At 37.4% G+C, this 22455-nt stretch carries 16 protein-coding genes; 1 reads left to right on the plus strand and 15 read right to left on the minus strand.

Going from position 1 to position 22455, the window contains the following annotated elements; genetic code table 11:
* The first annotated feature begins 138 nt into the window (after positions 1 to 138).
* Positions 139 to 1098 (plus strand): Gfo/Idh/MocA family oxidoreductase, encoded by a 960-nt coding sequence (locus tag AB1I62_RS10770; protein WP_002382786.1) that lies wholly within the window; start codon positions 139 to 141, stop codon positions 1096 to 1098.
* Positions 1099 to 1144: 46 nt separating this feature from the next.
* On the opposite strand, the gene asnS is transcribed toward AB1I62_RS10770, so the two are convergent.
* The 15 genes from asnS to rseP all read right to left on the minus strand — a co-directional run bounded on the left by asnS (position 1145) and on the right by rseP (position 22193).
* The gene (asnS, locus tag AB1I62_RS10775) at positions 1145 to 2497 is read right to left on the minus strand and encodes an asparagine--tRNA ligase (protein WP_048738003.1); all 1353 of its coding nucleotides are present in this window, start codon (positions 2495 to 2497) and stop codon (positions 1145 to 1147) included.
* Between the two features lie 16 nt (positions 2498 to 2513).
* A complete protein-coding gene (locus tag AB1I62_RS10780) occupies positions 2514 to 3713 on the minus strand; it encodes a pyridoxal phosphate-dependent aminotransferase (RefSeq protein ID WP_002359774.1) in 1200 nt (399 codons plus the stop codon).
* 38 nt (positions 3714 to 3751) lie between these two features.
* Positions 3752 to 4270 carry a DUF5590 domain-containing protein gene (locus tag AB1I62_RS10785; RefSeq protein WP_002382785.1) on the minus strand — a complete coding sequence of 173 codons (519 nt, stop codon included), beginning with the start codon at positions 4268 to 4270 and terminating at the stop codon, positions 3752 to 3754.
* A gap of 75 nt (positions 4271 to 4345) precedes the next feature.
* Positions 4346 to 7135, minus strand: a complete 2790-nt coding sequence (locus AB1I62_RS10790) for an ATP-dependent DNA helicase DinG (protein WP_002362165.1) — start codon at positions 7133 to 7135, stop codon at positions 4346 to 4348.
* 180 nt (positions 7136 to 7315) lie between these two features.
* The gene (locus tag AB1I62_RS10795) at positions 7316 to 8692 is read right to left on the minus strand and encodes a hypothetical protein (protein WP_002398038.1); all 1377 of its coding nucleotides are present in this window, start codon (positions 8690 to 8692) and stop codon (positions 7316 to 7318) included.
* Positions 8693 to 8911: 219 nt separating this feature from the next.
* Entirely contained in the window at positions 8912 to 10369 is a 1458-nt protein-coding gene (locus tag AB1I62_RS10800; RefSeq protein WP_002356790.1) for an amino acid permease, read from the minus strand.
* 211 nt (positions 10370 to 10580) lie between these two features.
* Positions 10581 to 14936: a PolC-type DNA polymerase III gene (locus AB1I62_RS10805; protein WP_002389967.1), complete on the minus strand. Its 4356-nt coding sequence runs from the start codon at positions 14934 to 14936 to the stop codon at positions 10581 to 10583.
* A 240-nt stretch (positions 14937 to 15176) separates the two neighbouring features.
* On the minus strand, positions 15177 to 15512 hold the full coding sequence (locus tag AB1I62_RS10810) for a hypothetical protein (RefSeq protein WP_033594498.1): 336 nt from the start codon (positions 15510 to 15512) through the stop codon (positions 15177 to 15179).
* Between the two features lie 3 nt (positions 15513 to 15515).
* Positions 15516 to 15806, minus strand: a complete 291-nt coding sequence (locus AB1I62_RS10815) for a hypothetical protein (protein ID WP_033594497.1) — start codon at positions 15804 to 15806, stop codon at positions 15516 to 15518.
* A gap of 13 nt (positions 15807 to 15819) precedes the next feature.
* Positions 15820 to 17133 (minus strand): hypothetical protein, encoded by a 1314-nt coding sequence (locus AB1I62_RS10820; protein ID WP_033594496.1) that lies wholly within the window; start codon positions 17131 to 17133, stop codon positions 15820 to 15822.
* A 13-nt stretch (positions 17134 to 17146) separates the two neighbouring features.
* Entirely contained in the window at positions 17147 to 17683 is a 537-nt protein-coding gene (locus tag AB1I62_RS10825) for a hypothetical protein (protein WP_033594495.1), read from the minus strand.
* Positions 17684 to 17733: 50 nt separating this feature from the next.
* Entirely contained in the window at positions 17734 to 18069 is a 336-nt protein-coding gene (locus AB1I62_RS10830) for a hypothetical protein (protein WP_033594494.1), read from the minus strand.
* Between the two features lie 13 nt (positions 18070 to 18082).
* On the minus strand, positions 18083 to 18619 hold the full coding sequence (locus tag AB1I62_RS10835) for a hypothetical protein (protein WP_033594493.1): 537 nt from the start codon (positions 18617 to 18619) through the stop codon (positions 18083 to 18085).
* A gap of 515 nt (positions 18620 to 19134) precedes the next feature.
* Positions 19135 to 20853, minus strand: a complete 1719-nt coding sequence (locus AB1I62_RS10840; protein ID WP_002359769.1) for a proline--tRNA ligase — start codon at positions 20851 to 20853, stop codon at positions 19135 to 19137.
* Positions 20854 to 20924: 71 nt separating this feature from the next.
* Complete coding sequence (gene rseP, locus AB1I62_RS10845; RefSeq protein WP_002408800.1) at positions 20925 to 22193, minus strand: RIP metalloprotease RseP; 1269 nt, start codon at positions 22191 to 22193, stop codon at positions 20925 to 20927.
* Positions 22194 to 22455: the final 262 nt, after the last annotated feature.

Here is a 22455-nt window from a genome sequence, read left to right on the forward strand (position 1 = left end):
TCTCTAAAAAAAGCATCTTTTTATCTCTGGATTTTATCATATTTACAAAATTGTCCTTGTTTTCTAATTTCTCTTGTTTACAGTATAATAAATAATGAAGAAGATTTGAAGAAATTGCATAGATTAGGAGGACTTCTTTTGACAAAAAAATTATATCAATGGGGCATCGTAGGATTAGGTGGGATTGCCCACGAATTTGCTTCAACGTTTAAACAAGAAACTAGCCAACTTGCAGCTGTTGCTTCACGGACATTGTCTAAAGCAGAACAATTTGCCGCTGATTATTCAATCCCTAAAGCCTATGGTTCTTATGAAGAATTGCTAGCAGATGAAACAATCGATGTTGTCTATATAGCAGTGCCAAATAAACAACATGCTGAACACATTTTAAAAGCGCTCCAGGCCGGAAAACATGTGTTGTGTGAAAAAGCTATTACGATGAACGCGGCAGAATTAAAACAAGCCTTGGCAGTTGCAGAAAAAAATGACCTTATTTTAGCAGAAGCCATGACTATTTTTAACATGCCACTATACGACGAATTACGTCGCTTGATGGATGCTGGCAAATTTGGTCAGTTAAAAATGATTCAAGCACCATTTGGAAGTTACAAAGAACCCGATCCTAAAAATCGCTTTTTTAATCCTGACTTAGCAGGCGGCGCATTGTTAGATATTGGTACTTATGCGGTTTCGTTTGCTCGTTGGTTTCTCAGCTCACAGCCAGACGTTTTAGCTTCTAGCATGGTTCCTTTCTCTACTGGCGTTGATGAACAATCGGTGACATTGCTTCGGAATAAAGAAAATGAGTTGGCTACTATTTCATTAACATTCCAAGCAAAAATGCCAAAGCAAGGAATTGTTGCTTTTGAAGATGCCTATATTACCATTACAGATTATCCACGTGCAGATGAAGCGATTGTTCACTACAATGACGGTACGGTTGAGACCATCGTTTCTGGGTACTCAGCTGAAGCCATGAATTATGAAATCTACAATATGGTTGAAGCAATCAAAGGTACACAACCCAACCGCTCCTTATTTTTCACGACAGAAGTCATTGATATTTTGGACCAGATGCAAAAATTATGGCAGAATTAAAAAAAGAACTTCGGCTTTTGCTGAAGTTCTCTTTTTTATTTGTTCTCTATGGATAAATACGGTTTAACATACGTGGGAACGGAATCGCTTCACGAATGTGTTCATTACCAGTAATGAACGTAACAGCACGTTCTAAACCTAATCCGAAGCCAGAATGTGGCACAGAACCGTATTTACGTAAATCTAAATACCAGCTGTACTCTTCTTCTGATAAGCCAAACTCAGCTACTTTTTCTTTCAAATAATCATAATCAGTTGCACGCTCTGAACCACCGATAATTTCACCATAACCTTCTGGTGCAATTAAATCGGCACAAATTACAACATCTTCACGTGTTGGATGTGGTTTCATATAGAAGGCTTTAATTGCTTTTGGATAATTTAAAATGAATGTTGGAACGCCATAGTAATTTGAAATAAAGGTTTCATGTGGGCTACCAAAGTCTTCGCCCCATTCAATGTGATCATAATCATTGTTTGCTTCTTCTTTTTGTAATAACTCAATCGCATCATCGTAAGTAATACGTTTGAATGGCTCCGAAACATATTTTTCCAGTAACGCTGTATCACGTTCTAAAACATCCAATGGATATTGTTGATTTTTCAATACCGATTTAATTAAATGTTTTACGTAGGCTTCTTGAATATCTAGTGATTCTTCATGAGTTGTGTATGCCATTTCTGGTTCAATCATCCAGAATTCCGTTAAGTGACGACGAGTTTTGGATTTTTCCGCACGGAAAGTTGGTCCAAAAGTAAAGACTTTTCCAAATGCCATCGCACCAGCTTCTGCATATAATTGACCTGTTTGTGATAAGAATGCTGGTTGTCCGAAGTAATCTGTTTCAAATAATTCTGTTGTGCCTTCTGGTGCTGAGCCTGTTAAAATTGGGCTATCAATTTTAATGAATCCTTGTTCGTTAAAGAACTCGTAAGTAGCACGAATAATTTCGTTACGAACTAACATGATCGCATGTTGTTTGCTTGAACGTAACCATAAATGACGATGATCCATTAAGAAATCTGTGCCGTGTTCTTTCGGCGTAATTGGGTAATCTTCTGAAGCGCCAACGACTTCTAAATCAGTGATATCCATTTCATAGCCGAATTTAGAACGGCTATCTTCTTTGATAACACCAGTAACCATGACTGCTGTTTCTTGTGATAAATGTTTAATTTCTTGGAATTTTTCTGTACCAGCTTCTTCACCAAAGGCTTCAATGAAGTTTGGTTTGAACACGACACCTTGGAAAAAGGCTGTCCCGTCACGTAATTGTAAAAAGGCAATTTTCCCGCTTGAGCGTTTGTTAGCAATCCAAGCGCCAATTTTTACTGTTTCTCCAACATGTTTGCTTGAATCAATAATTTGAATTTGTTCCACGTTTGTCTCTCCGTTCATTTCTTAGTTTATTCTTTTAGGCGTTGTGCTGAATTCGTTTCTTTTCTATAAAGTCATTCATTCGCTCAATCGCTTTTTCTAACGTCATTAAATCTGTCGCATAGCTCATCCGCACATGTTCTGGTGCACCAAAGCCCTCTCCCGTTACCAGAGCAACATGCGCTTCTTGTAATAAATCTTCCACCCAGTTAGTCACGTTATCATACCCACAAATTTCTAACGTTTTTTTGACATTCGGGAATAGATAAAAGGCGCCTTCAGGTTTTATTAGCGAAACACCTGGCAAAGCTGCTACTTTTGGATAGATATGATTCAGGCGTTTTTCAAAGGCCTGACGCATGTCTTCAACTGTCGACTGTTCACCTGTTAAAGCCTCAATTGCCGCATATTGGCTAACTGCGACTGGATTACTGGTGGATTGTGAAGCGAGTTGTGTCATTGCTTGAATAATTTTTTCATCACCGACTGCAAAACCAATGCGCCAGCCTGTCATTGCATATGTTTTGGAAACACCATTAATAATGATTGTCTGTTGACGAATTGCTTCTGAGATGGTTGCAATTGGTGTGAACCGATGTCCATTGTACACCAAACGACCATAAATATCATCTGCAATAATGAGGATATTATGAGCAACTGCCCATTCACCAATTTGGCGTAATTCTTCTTCCGTATAAATAACACCAGTTGGGTTAGATGGTGAATTTAAAATGATTGCTTTTGTTTTGTCCGTTCGTACAGCTTCTAATTGTGCGACTGACACTTTAAATGATTGCTCTTGCGTGCTTGATACAAATACTGGCTTGCCTTCTGCTAATTTGACTTGTTCACCATAACTTACCCAATAAGGGACAGGGATAATCACTTCGTCCCCAACGTTCAAAATGGCTTGAAATAATAGATACAGCGCATATTTGGCACCATCTGTCACAATAACTTGCTTGGGTTGATAACGAAGTTGATATTCTCGTTCCACATAAGAGACAATTGCTTGCTTTAATTCAGGAATGCCGCCAGAAGGTGTGTAATAACTTGCTCTTCCATCCTCAATTGAAGCAATTGCTGCTTTTTGAATATTTTTCGGGGTTACAAAATCTGGTTCCCCAACCGTTAAGCTTAAAACATCTACACCTTTTGCTTTTAATGCTTTCGCCTTGGCGGCAGCTGCTAATGTAACAGAAGGAGTCAATTGCTGTGCTCGATTTGATACGTTCATACACCTTTCACTCCCACTTTCATCAAAACCTATCTAAATTAAATATCTTTGACAACGTTGATCTCTTCGCCTTTATCAAAGCTCATAAGATAATATGTTAGTACTCCTTGATCATTTTCGGTGACCACTTCCCATGCAGGGCGCTTATCATAAAGCCCTAACGTAGCTTTCATCACCGATTCATCGGGATGGGCTTTAGCAACAATGTCTGTTATTTGTTGTTCAGTTTGACCATCTTTTTGATTTAAGACCGTGACTTTTTCTCCCGATTTAGGGACAATCACGACAATCTCTGTGCCTTTATCATTTTTGCCGGTTAAAGTAAAATACGTATTTTTGCGTGTAAACCAGTAAAATTTATCAACTGTTTCTAAATTAGCAGAAGTTTTGGCAATTGCGGTTGCTTCTTTTTTGGCTTGAGCCATTGGTTGATTGGTTCGTACAAAAAAGATAATTATTGTTACAAGAATTGCTAAAAGGATTGCCAATAGGGTTAAAAGGACAGTAATCCGTTTCTTCTCTTTCTTTTCTTCTAATTCCTCCAAAAATCCTTCCATCCTCTCTAAACTTACTGGGTCTTATTATAGCAGAAAAATAGCGGCCTTTCACAAATATGACCTAAAAATAATCGATTATTTGTTTAAAAATTCCTTTAATTCTTCTAAAATTTCAGGCATGGGCGCTTCTTTTACTGAGAGTCCCTTAGGAAACGCTTTGATTAATCGTTTGCCATATTTTGCAGTGACTAAACGACGATCCAGAATCAGCAATGCCCCTCTGTCTTCTTCAGAACGGATTAAACGGCCCAGTGCTTGTCGCAAACGTAAGGCTGCTTTCGGTACCGCTTCTTGAGCAAATGGTTGTATCCCTTCTGCTTCTAAATACGCATATTTTGCTTGCACAAGTGGTCGTTTCGGGTTTTCAAAAGGTAAACGCGTGACTATCAATAACTGTAAAGCTGTTCCTGGTAAGTCCACACCTTCCCAAAAGCTATCGGCTCCTAGCAAGACATTTGGTTTTCCATTAGAGAACCGTTTAAGAATTTTTTCACGACTGCCGCTAATCCCTTGGGCGAGGACCTCTTGTCCTTTTTCCAATAATCTCGGCTGGACTTGATGATACACGGTGGACAATAATTCATGCGAAGTAAAAAGAACCAACATCGAACGTTCCTCTTGCGCCATCAATTTTTCAATGGTATCTGAAATGTATTGACCCATTTCATAGGAAGAGGCATTTTGAATGGCTACTGCTTCTTCCGGTACATAGACTCGCGCATTTTCTGCATAGTTATATGGCGTTGGCAGGGTTTTGAACGTCACCTCTGTTAAACCTAACCGTTGCGGTAAATACTTTTTATTGTTGCCAAACTTCAATGTGCCGCTTGTATAAATAATTCGTTCATACCGCGGATACCACTTTGTTTCAGGAAGCAAACTAGCTTCTAAGTCATGAATTTCAATCAAGCCATGGTCTTCATTTTGTGGTAAATATTCTTTTACCCAACGTGGACGCCAATCATCAAGATAAATGGTAAAACAGTGATGAATACGTTCAATTTCATCAAAAAATTGAAACAAGCGAACAAAAACGATGCGATCAGCCAAACTAAAGGTTTCCAACTGACTCATAATTGTTTGCTGTAACTTACTTTGAATAGTCAACAGCTCCTGCAGTAAAAGCTGGAGCGTTTGACTATGTTTTTCTCCCGCAGCAGATAAATAATCAATACGTTCTTTGGTTAAAAGCAACTCCTGATGGTCTATTCGCTTCTGCGTTTTACTAAATAAACGATGCAGTTCAAAAAGAAAATCTTGCCATTCATCCACAAAATCCAGTAAACCTTGCTGATAAATTTTTACAAGCCGCTGCTCTTCAGAAAACTGTTGAAAAATTTGCTGTAAAGCAACAAAAAGTTGTTCTTTTTCAATAAAATGCGTGACTTGTTTTTTTAGTATCACGCTGTTCACTCGTTCGCTCGCCATCCGACTAGCGATGTCTGGTAAATGATGTGCTTCATCAATAATTAGCCACGGACTTTCAGGTAATAACGGTTGTTTTCTTAGCGACTCTTGCGCCAAAAATGCATGATTAACAATCAACACGTTACTTTGAGCGACTTTTTTATACAGATGTCTTAAAAAGTCAACTTCATAAAGTTCATCTTTTTTTGAAAGAAAATCCAATCCGCGATGTGTAACTTCTTTCCAGAATAAATGATTTAAATTCGTCAATTGTAGTTCATCTAAATCGCCCGTTTCTGTTTCTAGCAACCAGACGAGAACGCCCATTTGATAAAGAGCGTATTGTTTTTGCGGAGTTGGCTGATTCAACGTTGCCTTAAAGCGTTGTAAATCAAGATAGTGTCGATGGCTTTTAATAACAATGCCTCGTAATTTCCCTTGGCAGATTTGATTGGCTAATGGTAAATCTTTTTCCACTAATTGATTTTGTAAAACAATCGAAACTGTTGAAATGATGACTGGTTTTTCTGGCGTTGCTAAATAGCTCATCGGCAACAGATAGCCTAATGTTTTTCCCGTTCCAGTCGCCGCTTCAATAAATAAATCTTTTGTCGTTCCTTCTGTAAAATGATCATAGACTAAATTCATCATCCGACTCTGTTCCGCACGATAAGCGAAACGTTCGCCAAACAGTTTTTCTTTGGCTTTTTTAGTTTTGGGATACGTACTAGTCTGATAGAACGTTTCTTCAAAAAGAGGAACTTCTTTTTTGCGTAAAGCAATGCCACTGACCACTTGATAAGCTGGATTTAATGGTGTGACTTGTTTTTTCATTTGTTCATACGTTTGTTGAATAAAAGTACTGGTTTCCCGCGCTGTCTGTTGACTTAATTCCGCAATTTTTTCCATAGTGACTAATGGTAAAGATTTCATTTTTTCTTGAATTAATAACAAAAGTTCGGCTGTAACCTGCGCATCACTATCTGCTTGATGGGGATTCTCATGAGACAAACCTAAGCTTTCCGACAAATCACTTAAACGGAAACTTTTTTCTGTCGGTAAAAAAATCTGTGCCAATTCCACTGTATCAATGGCTGGAATAGTAAGTGGCGGCGTGCCACACCGTACCAGTTCACGAGCTAAAAAATTATAATCAAAGTGGACGTTATGCGCCACAAAAATAGTATCTTCCAGATAATGATAAATTGTATGTGCTACATCTTCAAAATAAGGCGCTTTTTGAACTTGCGTATTACTAATCCCCGTTAAACTTTGAATTTGTTTTGGTACTACTTGATTGGGATTCACATCTGTCGCAAAGTTCGCAATAATCTTTCCATCTTGAACGAGAACGCATCCAAACTGAATGATCCGATCACTTGTAGGATCTGTTCCAGTCGTTTCAAGGTCAACTACTGCATACACTTGTTTGTCTTTCAATGACTTCACGCCTTTCATTCATCTTTGAAAATTATACTACAATTTATAGGATTTTCACTAGTATTTCAAAAATTCTCTTGAAATCTTTTCCAGAAATAATAAGAAAGAGCCTGAAACAAAAATCCAAAGTGATTTTTGTTTCAGGCTTAAAAGCTGATAAACTGAACGGTTTTGTCTTACCTTCTCCTAAATAAACGATTAATAACAGTCAAGGATTTTCTGCATATACTGGTTTAATTGCCCATAGCCTTCCAATTCTCTGATTACTGGTAGCGGACAACGAACCTTTTTATTAAATAGTGTCCGCTTTTCAACATATTCTGTAACTTCGTCTAAAAATTTATCTAATCCTTTTTCTAATTTCATACAACTTAACTGATTGCAAATTCGCACGTCTCCTGCCTTTTTCTTTTGAACTTGTTTAAATGATTGTGAGAATGCTTTTGCTTCAAACATTTGTGCTTCTAACTGTCTTTTTTCAATCGTTATTTTCGGTACTGCTTGATTTCCATCAGTATCCTCTAACTGGCGACTCATAAAGCGACGATAAATTTCCTCTTCTAATTCGTCCAATTGTCGTTGAAAGTCCGCAGGAATTGTCCGACTTGATGAATTTTCTTTCTCACTTTCCATAGAGACAGCTTCTTTTTCTGGCTTCTGCTCCTCTTCTTTTTCGGCAGACTTATTTACTGAATTTAGCGAGCTTTTTTCTGTTTCTTGTGGAAAAGTAAATAAAGGTTTTGCCGCAGTGCTCTGCTGGTTTTCTTGTTTTTTTTCTGGCTGTGCTTCTTTAATTGGCGCTGGTTCAGATAACACTGGTTCTTTCGCTGGTTCTTCAAGTACTAGTTTGTTAACGGGAAGCACTGCTTCACTTGTTGCTACAGTTGTTTCACCTTCTTGATTTTCCAGATTATCAGGCGATAGATTGACGTCTGGTTGTTCCAGATTAGTATCCTCTGATACTTTCAGCGATGCCTGTTCTGCGGCTATCACAGGAGAAGCTCTTTTCAAATGGATCGTTTTTATTTGTCTAGAAATGATGGGATTTCTCGTTTGATTAACGGCTTCATTTAAGGAGGCTAAATTTTCTTTTAAAAGTGTCAACATTTCACGTAAGACAGCAATTTCACCAGCTAATTCCGTTAATTGATTTTCTTGCGGCACTACTTGCACATTGGTTTCATTCATACGGACTGTTTTTTTATTTTTATTTGTCGGTATTTCATACATCCATTGTTTCAGTGCGAATCGTAAGTCACGAGTGGTCGGCTCAAAGCTTCCAAAATAAACAGTGTAGTACATTAACTCCGTTTCAACATAGACATAAATCTTTTTAACAATTAACTCTTCAAACTGTTCTGATTCATCCCAACTTTCACATAATGCCTCAAAAAATTGTTCCCCTTCTGCTAAATTTTGGTACTCTTTCGCTAAATAAAGCTTGCGAATTAAGTAAAAATTATACGGTGTTTCAACATTATCCGCATAAATTTCTCGTCCTAAAAAATCTGGATTCGTTTCTTTACAAAGAAAGACCGTTTTCTCTTCTGGTTGTGTTTCAAGTGTTTTAGTCATGAGATTCACTTCCTTTTTCTCCGTTAATAACCATTTTTTAATGATAGATACTTTTAGTATACAGGAGAAATTCTTCTGATTTTCTCATATTTTTAAGAGACCATAGAAATTTTAGAGAAAAATCGACAGAAAAAAAACGTGAGACAAACAGTCCTATTGACCATTTATCTCACGCAAAATACTTAAACTGACTATTTTATCCTTGAAACATGCAACCAATTATTCTGCTGAATCAATTGGCAAAATCGTGTCTTTTTTCTCGCGACGTGCAATTGCTGGTAAAATCATTCCTAATAGAATTAAGACGATTGGTGTCACAATGTTAGAAGCTAATTGGAACAACCAGCCTTGAGGGTCTGAAGCATACTCAAATTTAGGCACCATTCCTAGGATACAAGCAAAGGCTGTAAATAGGAAACACCAAAGACCAAACACAAAACCAATTTTAGGATTTTTAACAAATTTATATTCTGAATTAAATTGTTTGTATGCTTTGTTTAGAAGCATATAGGCAAAGAAGACCCATAAGTAACGCATTGGCATAACTACAGAATTTAAGTTAGTTAGCCATTTAACCACTTCGTTCATGTCCTTCAACCCAAACATCGGTAAAGCGATAATAATACTTACTAAAATACCTGTTAATAGGTAACCATTAATTAACGTACCTTTTTTCGTACGTTTACGTAACCAACTTGGAACAAATTCTGGATCTGCTTCAGCTAAAAGAATTTTCAGTGGAGCATCAATTGAAAAGGCTAACGCAGCCACTTGACCCACTGTATTCGTTAACGCATAAACAATCATTAAGAGATTACCGACACCATAATACGCGCCTAATTTTTGGAAGGCACTATAGGCACCATTTGCCATTAAATCTTTAGGAATATTGTCACTTGAGAATAACATTCCCATTGCAAATGAACCTAAAACAGCCGATAAACCAACCATTGCTGCTAGGAAAATCATTCCTTTAGGGAACTCTTTGGCTGGATTTTTAGTTGCATTTACGTAAGGAGAAATTTTTTCAGCGCCACCTACCGCAAAAACTAACATTGATACGGTTGTAAAATAACTAAAGTCAAATTTAGGAATGTAGGTGCTGACTTGTGACATGTTTGGCGTCGCAAATTCAACCGTTGAATTAATAAATGGTGCGCCTACCGCTAATAAAATAAATAAAATAGACATCACAAACATGGCGGTTCCAGCTAAACCACCAATAACTTTTAAGGTGGTTAACCCTTTTGTTGATAATAACAAGAAAACCAAGAAAATTATTAATGAAATAAATGATACCGTTACGATTGGCATCGTATTGACTAAGTTTCCATTCCCTTGAACTGCCCAACCTAAGGCAATTAAAATTGCTTGTGGTTTTTGTGCCAAGTAAGGAATGTGCACTACCCAATAAGTCCATGCTGCATAATAGGCTAGACGTTTAGTACTGGTATTTTGCACCCACGAACTAACTCCACCATTGCTGTCTTTAAATGTTGAACCTAACTGTCCTACGATTAACGCATAGGGAATAAAATATAAAACTAAAATCAAAAGCCATGAAGTGACCACTGAAATCCCTTGTTGTGCATAATTATTCACAACATTTCCAAGACCCCAGACCATGTTAAAGGCAATTAACCCGACGGTGAACCATCGTAATTGCTTTTTGTCCATATAACCAATTCCTTTCTTATTAAAAAAAATAAAGCTCTTCATTTATCATAAGCATTTTACTTTTTATGCACAAGCTCAACATAATTAAATAAAGATGGCTTTTTAATAAGTAATTAAAACGCTTCTAGCAATGATTTTCTAATTTATTTGATGACTAAAAAAGGCCGGTGAATAAGTTGCTTCACCAGCCTTTTTCTAAAAGATTTTTCTTTTATAACATATCAAATAATGATAATTGGTTTTCATCTGGCAAGTCTTTTAAGACACCATTTTCATTCATGTATTCAATCAACGTTTTAGAAACTTTGCCTCGTGTTGCCAAATCTTCTTTCGACAAGAACGGTTGCTCTTCTCGCGCAGCGACAATGGCTTTCGCTACGTTGAGGCCTAAACTTGGCACTGCTCGGAAAGGTGCAATCAAGGTATCCCCTTCGATCACAAAATTTTCAGCATCTGATTTGTACAAATCAATCATGCCAAATTTATAGCCCCGTTCCAGCATTTCATTACATAATTCTAAAACCGTTAATAAGTTTTTCTCTTTAGTGGAGGCGTCCATCCCTTTGTCCGTAATTTCTTTCATTCGTGCTTTCACTGCTTCTTTCCCTTGTGACATTGCCACTAAGTCGAAGTCATCCGCCCGAACGGAGAAAAATGCACAGTAATATAAGATTGGGAAATAAACTTTAAAGTAAGCGACCCGCAACGCCATTAATACATATGCTGCCGCATGGGCTTTCGGGAACATATATTTAATTTTAGAACAAGAATCAATATACCAGTCAGGGACGTTGTTTTCTTTCATCGCATTTAAATACGTATCCCGTAGTTCATCAGGAATCTTATTCCATTGTCCTTTACGTACCGTTTCCATAATCTTAAAGGCCATCCCACTGTCCAAACCAGCATGAATTAAATAAACCATGATATCATCCCGACAACCAATTACTTCAGCAAGATTGGCTTCGCCACGGCGAATCAATTCTTCTGCATTCCCTAGCCACACATCGGTTCCGTGAGACAGTCCAGAAATTTGAAGTAATTCTGCAAAAGTTGATGGATGCGTCTGTTCTAACATACCTCGAACGAAACGTGTCCCAAATTCAGGAATTCCTAAAGTTCCTGTTTTAGAATAAATTTGCTCTGCATCCACACCTAGAACATCAGGTCCTTCAAAAATACGCATCACTTCTGGATCGTCTGTTGGGATGGTTTTTGGCTCAATCCCAGATAAATCTTGTAACATCCGAATCACGGTCGGATCATCATGTCCTAGAATATCAAGTTTTAAAATATTATCGTGAATGGAATGGAAATCAAAGTGCGTCGTTTTCCATTCTGCCTCTTGATCATCAGCAGGGTATTGAATTGGCGTAAAGTCATAAACATCCATGTAATCAGGAATTACAATAATACCGCCGGGATGCTGCCCAGTCGTCCGTTTAACCCCTGTTGAACCTTTGGCTAAGCGATCAATTTCAGCACCACGCAAATGTAAATTATGATCTCTTTCATATCCTTTAACAAAGCCATACGCTGTTTTGTCGGCTACTGTACCAATGGTTCCTGCCCGGTAGACATATTCTTCACCAAAAAGAACTTTCGTGTAGTTATGGGCTTCGGCTTGATAATCGCCAGAAAAGTTCAAATCGATATCAGGAACTTTGTCGCCATGGAATCCTAAGAACGTTTCAAAAGGAATATCGTGACCATCTTTAAACAATCGAGCGCCACATTTTGGACAGGCTTTTTCAGGCATATCAAACCCTGAACCATAGGAACCATCTTCATAGAACTCAGAATATTGACACTCAGGACAATAATAATGTGGCGCTAAAGGATTTACTTCAGTAATCCCTGTCATTGTCGCAACAAAACTCGAACCGACAGAGCCCCGTGAACCAACTAAATAGCCATCTTCATTACTTTTATGCACCAGTTTTTGAGAAATTAAATAAATGACCGAGAAACCATTCCCGTTAATCGAATTCAGTTCCTTTTCTAACCGTTTTTCGACAATTTCTGGTAAAGGATCGCCATACAATTCGCGCGCACGATTGTAGCTTAAATCAGTGATCTCTTGTTCAGACCCAGGAATTTTTGGCGTATACAAATCGTCTTTTACTGGAATAACTTCTTCACATAAATCAGCGACTTTGTTGGGATTTTCTACTACAATTCGCTTAGCGACGTCTTGTCCTAAAAATTGAAATTCCGTTAACATTTCATCGGTGGTTCTGAAATGAACCTTTGGTAAACTATGGCGATTTAACGGATTAGCGCCACCCATAGACCCGACTAAAATTTTCCGATAGATGGCATCTTCTTCATTTAAATAATGAACATTTCCAGTGGCGACAACCAGCTTACCAAGTTCGTCACCGATTTTCACCAGATTACTAATAATTTCTTCCAAATCTGCTTCATTTTTCACCAATTCTTGTTCAATTAATGGCGCGTAAACTGGTTTGGGCATAACTTCAATATAATCGTAGAATTTGGCACGATTTTTTGCTTCTTCGACACCTTTTTGCATCATTGCTTCAAAAATTTCGCCGTTTGAACATGCGGAACCGATTAAAAGTCCTTCTCTTAACTTCGATAATTGCGAACGAGGAATCCGTGGTACTCGGAAAAAATAATCTACATTGGACATCGAAATCAATTTAAAAAGATTTTTTAATCCTGCTTGAGTTGTTGCTAAAATCGTTGCATGGAAAGGTCGAGCTCGTTTGTATGAATCTCCTTCGCCAATATGACGATTCAAATCATCATGGAAATGCATATCATGATTCTCTTTCGCTTCTTTTAAGAAAATCCAGCACAAATGACCTGTTGATTCCGAGTCATAGATGGCGCGGTGATGTTGTTCTAAGTTGACGCCAAATTTTTTCGATAAGGTATTTAGACGATGGCTTTTGAAATGTGGATACAAGAATCTGGATAATTCTAATGTATCGATGACGGGATTAGCCGCTTCAGGTATTCCATGTTTGCCATAACTTGTGTTTAAGAATCCCATATCAAAAGAAGCGTTGTGGGCCACTAAAATAGTTCCTTCTGAAAACTCTTTAAACATGCGTAAAACTTCTTCTTCGGATTTTGAACCGCGCACCATTTCATCTGTAATCCCAGTTAAATTAATTGTCGTTTGAGATAATGGATGGCCAGGATCAATAAACTGCTCAAAAGTCTCAATGACATTTCCTTTGTGCATTTTGACTGCGGCCAATTCAATAATTGTATCATAAACAGCGGAAAGCCCCGTTGTTTCCACGTCAAAGACCACATAGGTAGCATCTGTTAATTCAATATGTTCTTCGTTGTAAGCAATAGGTACACCATCATCAACAATATTGGCTTCCACGCCGTATAAAATTTTAACGCCTGCTTTTTTACCTGCAGCATGGGCATCAGGAAACGCTTGGGCGCCGCCATGATCCGTAATTGCGATGGCCTTGTGACCCCATTTCCCCGCTTGCACCACCAAGTCACCGACTTTATTGGTCGCATCCATTGTACTCATGTTACTATGCATGTGTAATTCTACACGTTTTTCACCTTCTGGCGCGTAGTCTTTTCTTGGCGCATGGGCGACTTCCATCAAATCTTGGGCATTCATGACTAAATCACGCATGAAGGTATCTTCTTGTACACTACCACGAACACGAATCCAACTTTGCGGTTGAATCGCATCAAAAACTTGTTCATCTTTTTCCCCATTCGAAAATTTCTTCACCACGAAAGAGGAAGTATAATCAGTTATTTTCAAAATTAAAATTTTTCGTTTAGAACGCAATTCACGTACTTCTTTATCAAAAATAAAGCCTTCAATCGTTATCCGACGTTCTTCTTCCAGTATGTTTCCCATTGGCATAATGGGTTCATCATTGGGAATATTCCGACCTAAACGAATTGGACCATCAAAAGCAGGCGCTTGTTGTTGTTTTTCTTTTTTCATTTGTTCATGTTTAACAAGCGATTCAGCAGCTTGTTGTTGAAAGGCTGCGGCTTGTTCTAATTTTTGCTCTTCAAACTTTTTCAGCACTTCTGCAGCTTGCTGTTGATCCATTTTTGGTTCAATATGAAATTTAGGAAACCCGTAAGAGAAATAAAGTTCCTCAATAATTGGTAAATATTGTTGCTTCAAATAAGGAATAACTGCTTCATTATCAACAGGTAAGATAATTTTCCGATCTTCAAATTGTGGTGTCTGTGTTTTTAAGACTTTCTGAACTAACGGTGTATTGCATTGACTATTTAACAAGGCCAATTGCCAATAATCCGTTAATTGTTCCTCTGTAAATGTTGTCTGATTTGTGGTTATTTGAACGGAAACCTGCGCAATTTGTTGAAAAGCTAGTTCCAATTGTTGCATAAATGTTTGATATAGCATCACTGGCATCAATTCATCAAAACTTAAATGAAATTCCCATAAGCGACTTTGTTGGTGAACAATGACCTTGTCAATCCGGCCATTTTGAATTAAGGGATGTTCTTTCGCTGTGTCATCTAACTGAATTTGCGTCATCAGTTTATCAAATAAATCGCGTGCTTTTTCTGTCACAAAATGAACCTCCTTCTATCATTGAAAAAAGGCCCTCAGACAAATCTGTCAAGTGCCTTTTTTCGGTTTCTCTGCATTCGCTTCTCTATTAAGTATACTCGTTTTTTGTAAAAAAACAATCTTGTTCCGTCACTGGCTTGCTAAAAATTAGAGAACAAGAGTAATGTACTCGTGAAGAATCCCATTATTTGTATGAACATATTGAAAAAAACATCCTTTAACTCCGTATTTACTAATCCCTTACAAATTCATTCTTGCCATTTCTTCCAATTTCTCAATCTCTTTTCGATAATTTTTCCGCATGGCTTGTTCTGTTTCTTCTAGGATTAAAACAAATCGGTTTTCTGTTCGTTTCACTTCATCTAAACTGGTGGCTATTTGATGATGAAACATTCGTTTGTCCCAAGTATCATTTCTAGTAAAATAAGCCACCTTGTCTACTAGTTGGTTCGTTTGTTGTCTAAATCGCTGGATTTCAGCGGAAACATGTTGCTGTTGTTGATTGATTCTGCGCTTTTCTTGATAATAGTTGTCTTCAATCATCTGGTAACTGCGGCGTTTTTCTTCCGGTGTCATCTCTTAACCTCCTTTTGCTGGTGTTTTTAATTTTGCGTCAGGAATCGTTTTCAAATAATGGCTCGCTGCGTCCGCCACTTGCCCTTGGAACGCACCTTTTAAGGAAGATGGCAACACAGTTTTTGATTGTTTGCTCATCAATTCTGAAAGTTTCTTGATTGTATGTGTGGAGGTTTGTTTGATTGTTGCGATTCTGGTTTGTTTTGCTGTAATCACAGCTTGAATGGCTTGGCGTTCTTGTATCTTTTGTACGCGTTCTAATTCCAATTGAAGTTCTCTTTCCAGTTCATCCATGTGCAACATCCTTTCATTTCTGTGCAAATAACTGATTCCCTGCTTGGCGATCGTATTCTTGAATATTTTTAGCCGCAGTTGTTAACTTTTCACTAAATGTCATCAGTTTTTGATTATATTGTTGAACTTGTTTCCGATTGTGACTGGCCTGTGCCTCGTTCCACAAACGACTTTTTTCATATGGTGCAATCATTGCTTGGACCTCAGAATAAGACAAATATTGTCTTATTTCATTAGCACTTGTTAAAATTTCCTTGGAAATTTCTGCTAACGCTTGTTCTGTGTCTTGCTGGCTTTGTTTCAGCAATTTCTCCGCTTCTTCACCGATTGTCCTAGCCTGATTAGCTACTTGTAATGCCAAGTCTGCTCGTAACTTGATTTTTTGACCGCCAGAAGCACTGGCAATTTTTGTATGTAAAGAACGAATAGCTTTATCAGTACTAGGTTTTAATTTTTCCAAATTCGCATTCGTTTGCGCAAATTCGCCATAGAGTTCTAAGTACTCCTGCACTCGTTTTTTCGCTTCGGCTTCATTATTTGTGGTGGGATCCCAGTCGCCATTTTTCTTTGCCCAGACTTTTGCTGCTAACTTGACTTGCTCCAAAGTCATATTCGGTGCGAAAATGCCATCTTTGGCTAAACGATCCAAATCCAAGTCGTCTCCATCAAAATAGTTGGCTAAAGTATTATGTTCACCAACCCCTGAAATCGAAAAAATCGTGCCATATTTACTATCACGTCCTGACAGTGCTGCCCACGAATCATTTTGGTAGCGAATCAAAAATTCTGGATTTTCTTGTAGCCACTGTTTTTCACTCGTCGTTAAACGTTCAAATTGATTGCGGCCCCAATCATCAAAACTGGTGGTCCGAAAGCCCATTTCTTGCCCGTATTTCCCTGCCATTTTCATCATGTAGCCACCTGATTGACTAAAGCCTGCAACATCGGTAATTGTGCCGTTTTGCGAGGCGATTTTTTGCTGCGTTTGTTTTAAAAATTTTTCAGCTTCCTGATATTCTTCAGAAAGTCCACCTACAAAAGCTGTTCCAGCTGTTTCAAAGCCTTTTTTGCCTTCATCACCAAAGGAATTGGTACCAGCGTACACGACAGCGACGTTGTTATAGTCAGGTTTGCCTTGGTCATCTAAAGGCGCGATGGCCATGGCATTTAGTTGGCTGGATTGGGTGCTGGCGGCTTTGTGGATGATTTTGAATTCTTTTGACTCTCCTTGACTTTCAAAATCAACAGTATCACTATCTGTTTGAACCTTCCTTTTAGTCATATCAATTGCTTTCGCTAGTTCTTCGGTTGTAATTTCTTTAGTCAAATTTTCTCTCCTCCTAATATGTTAATTCATGAATCTCTAAGTTATAAACTACTTTTGCATTTGGGCTTCCTTTAGTAGATTTTCTGAATTTTTCAAAACTCTTTTTTTCATCATTGCTCAATTTATATGTCGCATTTTTTAGTCCAACACTAATAGTAACATCCGTATTTTGAGGATTTAATGTATCTGATAGAACATATTTTTTCAGCTCATCATTGTATACGCCCTTTTCACTTAAACGAAAATCTGGCATAAAATATTTATCCTCAGACACATAAATTCTCACGTCACTATCCACATAATTCCCCAACAACGATGTCCCATATCCTTTTGCATTCCGCCATTCCACGCCAACGCCTTGCCACTCAATCTTCTCAATGCCTTCGTAGTTTTCTACCAAATAGTTTGACACATATTTTTGAATTAAATCGATTCCTTGTTGGTAATCTTTTTCTATTGCTTTTTTATCCATGTATTGTTTCCCTCCAATTCCTAAAATAATTAATATGATAGTAGCTAAGCTTATTAGCCACCACTTTCTTTTTTTCACTGACTCCCCTCCTTTCTTTTTATGTACACTAATTTTTTAAAACTTCTATGTTAAGCTATCTTCACTTCCTGATATTCTTCAGAAAGCCCACCTACAAAAGCTGTTCCAGCTGTCTCAAAGCCTTTTTTACCTTCATCACCAAAGGAATTGGTACCAGCGTACACGACAGCGACGTTGTTATAGTCAGGTTTACCTTGGTCATCTAAAGGCGCGATGGCCATGGCATTTAGTTGACTGGATTGGGTGCTGGCGGCTTTGTGGATGATTCTAAAATCTTTTGTTTTTTCTTGAATTTCTAAAACTACTGTATCACTATTTAATTGAACTGTCTCTTTTGTAGAATCAATTGCTTTTGCTAAGGTCTCTGTTGTAATTTCATTACTCAAATTCCTTTCCCTCCTAATATGTTAATTCATGAATTTCTAAGTTATAAATTACTTTTGCATTTGGACTTCCTTTATCAGACTTTCTAAATCTCTCAAAAACTTTTTTTTCAGCTTGGTTCAAATCGTATGTCGCATTCCTTAATCCTACTCTAACTGCAACATCTGTATTTTTATCGTTTAATGAGTCTAGCACAACATATTTTTTCAATTCATCATCATATTCGGTTTTATCGGTTAGACGAAAATACATCATGAAATAATCATCTTTAGATACATATACTCTAATTTCACTATTAACATAATTCCCCAACAACGATGTCCCATACCCTTTTGCATTCCGCCACTCTACACCAACGCCTTGCCACTCAATCTTCTCAATGCCTTCATAGTTTTCTACCAAATAGTTTGATACATATTTTTGAATTAAATCGATTCCTTGTTGGTAATCCTTTTCTATTGCTTTTTTATCCATGTATTGTTTTCCTCCAATTCCTATTATGATTAGTACTACAGTAGCTAAACCAATTAGCCACCATCTTCCTTTTTTCACTGGCTTTCCTCCTTTCTTTTTATGTACAATCGTGTTTTAACATTCTATTGGATTCGTTCCATAAATCCCTTTCACTAGTACAGCGCCAATGCTACTGGGTTCCCTTTACTAACCTAACTTCATTCAATCATTTCTATTCTGAAAGAGTATTTTCTTTAATTTTCTAACCTATTTTTTATTGGTTATAACCTCCTCTATTTAATCTAATAATTCAGCCACCATTTTATAATATCATTAACATATAATTACTGTAAATATAATTTTAAATTCTATCTATATATGAAAAATTTGTTTAAAAACAAAAAAATATCATTTAATCAGCTTAAATCACTTATTTATTTCCTTTGTTATTAAAAACAATAAAGGTAATAATTTTATATAGATTAATTTTTAAAATCGAATATTGTTTATAGCTTGAGACATTTAAGTTTTTTATTACATTAAAAAAGCTTAAAACAAAATCAGAGAAACTTTGATTTCGTTTTAAGCTTTATACTGTTATTAAGTTTGTTTATTTATTCCACTTCTGATGTTGTGTTCATCAAAATAGAAAGTGTACTTTCTAATTCTTCTTTGCGTACTTCCAACATTTCACCAGTACGTTTGATTTTGACTTCTACCACACCATCGACTGCTTTTTTCCCGACTGTGATACGGATTGGACAACCAATTAAATCAGCATCAGCAAATTTTACGCCTGCGCGCTCGTTGCGGTCATCAACTAATACTTCGTAGCCCGCTTCGGTCATCATTGCTTCAACTTCTTGTGATAGTTTTGTTTGATACTCATCTTTCACATTCATTTGGACCACGTGTAAATCAAATGGCGCAATCCCTGTTGGCCAATTAATACCACGCTCGTCTGCATTTTGTTCAACGATTGCTGAAAGTAAACGACTAACGCCGATGCCATAGCAACCCATGATCACTGATTTTTCACGACCGTTTTCATCTAAAACTGTTGCGCCCATAGCATCACTATAACGCGTTCCTAATTTAAAGATGTGACCAATTTCGATTCCTTTGGTAAAGGCTAAGACACCATTGCCATCAGGAGAAGGATCGCCTTCTTGAACAAAGCGTAAATCTTCGTAACTAATTGGTTGGAAATCACGATCTGGATTTACATTTGTCAAATGATAGCCATCTTCGTTAGCTCCAACAATGGCGTTGGCTAAATCTTGAACAGCTAAATCTGCATAAATTTTAACATCTTCGGAAACATTGACTGGACCAATTGAACCAAAGCCCGCTCCTAAGACACGGCGAGCATCTTCTTCTGTTGCTTCATCTAGGAAATCAGCGCCTAAGAAGTTTTTCAATTTGACATCATTGACATCATGATCGCCACGAACCAAGACCATTACTGGCTCTTCATCGGCAATAAATAGTACTGATTTAATAATACGTTGTGGCTCAACTTCAAAGAAGTTTGCCACTTCGGCAATTGTACCCACTTCTGGTGTTGCAATTTTTTCTAAATCTAATTGTGTTTCATGTGATTTTTTCGGCGTATAAAGACTTGTTGCCATTTCTAAATTGGCAGCATAATCACTTTCTGTTGAATAGCAAATAGTATCTTCCCCAATTTCAGAAATTGCCATAAATTCTTTAGAATCTTTACCACCCATGGCACCACCGTCCCCAATAATGGCACGGAATTCTAGTCCACAGCGTTCAAAAATGCGTGAGTAAGCTTTTTCGTAATCACGGTATGATTGATCTAAACTAGCTTCATCGGCATGGAAAGAATAGCCATCTTTCATGATAAATTCACGGCCTCTTAATAAGCCAGATCGTGGGCGTTTTTCATCACGATATTTTGTTTGAATTTGGTATAAATTCAAAGGTAATCGTTTGTAAGAATTGATTTCATCACGAATTAATTCTGTGAAGGTTTCTTCATGCGTTGGGCCTAAGATATAGTCACGGTCATTGCGATCTTTTAAGCGATACAAGTTAGGTCCATAAGTTTCATAACGGCCTGATTCTTTCCAAAGTTCTGCTGGTAATAACGCAGGCATTAACATTTCAACTGCATCAATTTTCTCAAATTCTTCTCGCATAATCGTTTTTAATTTTTCTAAAACACGATTGGCTAAAGGTAAATAAGAATAGATCCCTGCAGCGACTTGACGAATATAGCCTGCGCGCAACAGAATTTGATGACTTAAGACTTCTGCATCATTTGGTACTTCTCTTAACGTTGGAATTAACATTTTTGACTGTTTCATTAAAACTCTCCTCTATTTTAAAATCAACTATTTTTGATTTCTTTACACACTTTTTTACTTAAACTTTCTCCTTAAAAGAAAAAGCGTTGAATATCGTTCCAAGTAACTAACACCATTAACACCATGACAAACCCAAAGCCAATTAACGTAATGATGCCTTCTTTTTCAGGACTAATTGGTTTTCCACGTACACCTTCAATAATGTTTAAGACAATTTTCCCGCCATCTAAAGCTGGGATTGGCAACAAATTAATAATCCCTAAGTTCATTGACAACATGGCCATTAAGAATACAACTGTACTTACTCCAGCATTGGATGCTTCTTCCGATAACTTAAACATCATGACTGGCCCACCTAGTTTGTTTAAACTAAAGCCTGTGAATAGTGAGCCCAGTGCTTTAAAAATCTGTGTCGTACTATTTAAAGTATCCTGAATACCGCCCATCAATTTTGACGGTAAATCGGTTTTCATATAAGGATAAACGCCGACTTTACCAATCGTTTGTTTTTCCACTTTTTGTTTTTCTGGTGTCACTGTTAGTTGCTCTTCTTTGCCGTTACGCTCAACTATGAACGTTAACGGCTTTTCGGGGTTCTTCTGCACAATGGTTGTAAAATCTTCGTATTTTTTGATTTTTTGATTATTAATCGATAAGACTTTATCATTTTCTTTCAACCCAGCTTCTGCGGCTGGGCCATTAGGAATCACTTGTCCAATTTGGTTCGTGTTTAAATCAGTGACGCCTCCTTGTAGAAAGACCGCTAACGTAAACAGAATAAACCCTAAGATAAAGTTATTCATGGGTCCCGCAAAGTTCGTCAAAATGCGTTGCGATAATTTCGCTGATTGAAATTGAACGTCAAGTGGCGCAATCCGCACCTCGGTTCCATCACTTTCAATAATCGTTGCATCATGGTCAACTTTATAAACGGTTTCTTCTTCCTCGTTTCCATTGACATAGCCCTTGATGAATAATTCTTTTTCAAGATCAAAATCAACGACTTCCATCGGAATACTATGAGGTAATTGTACTTTTTTACTTGTATTAATTTTAACCACATTACCCACGGCATTTAACTCAACAGATAGAGGCATACCTGGTGTGATTTCTGTCATGTCTTCGCCCATCCCAGCCATTCGCACATAGCCACCAATCGGCAATAAGCGAATCGTATAAGTGGTGCCATCTTTTCCACGATGCGCAAAAATCTTTGGTCCCATTCCGATTGCAAACTCACGAACTAAAATACCCGCTCGTTTTGCAAAATAAAAGTGGCCAAATTCATGTACGAGGACAAGAATACCGAAGACAATAATGAATGTGATAATTGTTTTCATAGATGTCCTTCTTCCTTCATTCACTGACGTTCAGTGCTTTTTATTATTACATGGGAAAGTCTCGTAAAACTTGCTCTGTTCCCTTCCCGATAAACCAGCGCAACTGTTTACTGAGAACAGTCGCCACTGTTAGTGAACAAATCTTTCCTTATGTAAGACAAGTTTTATTTTAGCATATTCACTCATAAATAACCATTGGACTTGACCAGTTCGTCTGGATATTTTGTGTTTTTTTAGAAAACTGTATAAATGAGAGGAATTG

This window comes from Enterococcus sp. AN402 (assembly GCF_040719405.1).
In the GTDB taxonomy this organism is placed as follows: Bacteria; Bacillota; Bacilli; order Lactobacillales; family Enterococcaceae; genus Enterococcus; species Enterococcus faecalis.

What these genes read in the sequence shown, in the direction of transcription:
- asnS (WP_048738003.1), bottom strand. Translation starts at nt 2,497, where the DNA reads ATGAACGGAGAGACAAACGTGGAACAAATTCAAATTATTGATTCAAGC.
- AB1I62_RS10780 (WP_002359774.1), bottom strand. Translation starts at nt 3,713, where the DNA reads ATGAACGTATCAAATCGAGCACAGCAATTGACTCCTTCTGTTACATTA.
- AB1I62_RS10785 (WP_002382785.1), bottom strand. Translation starts at nt 4,270, where the DNA reads ATGGAAGGATTTTTGGAGGAATTAGAAGAAAAGAAAGAGAAGAAACGG.
- AB1I62_RS10790 (WP_002362165.1), bottom strand. Translation starts at nt 7,135, where the DNA reads ATGAAAGGCGTGAAGTCATTGAAAGACAAACAAGTGTATGCAGTAGTT.
- AB1I62_RS10795 (WP_002398038.1), bottom strand. Translation starts at nt 8,692, where the DNA reads ATGACTAAAACACTTGAAACACAACCAGAAGAGAAAACGGTCTTTCTT.
- AB1I62_RS10800 (WP_002356790.1), bottom strand. Translation starts at nt 10,369, where the DNA reads ATGGACAAAAAGCAATTACGATGGTTCACCGTCGGGTTAATTGCCTTT.
- AB1I62_RS10810 (WP_033594498.1), bottom strand. Translation starts at nt 15,512, where the DNA reads ATGACACCGGAAGAAAAACGCCGCAGTTACCAGATGATTGAAGACAAC.
- AB1I62_RS10815 (WP_033594497.1), bottom strand. Translation starts at nt 15,806, where the DNA reads ATGGATGAACTGGAAAGAGAACTTCAATTGGAATTAGAACGCGTACAA.
- AB1I62_RS10840 (WP_002359769.1), bottom strand. Translation starts at nt 20,853, where the DNA reads ATGAAACAGTCAAAAATGTTAATTCCAACGTTAAGAGAAGTACCAAAT.
- rseP (WP_002408800.1), bottom strand. Translation starts at nt 22,193, where the DNA reads ATGAAAACAATTATCACATTCATTATTGTCTTCGGTATTCTTGTCCTC.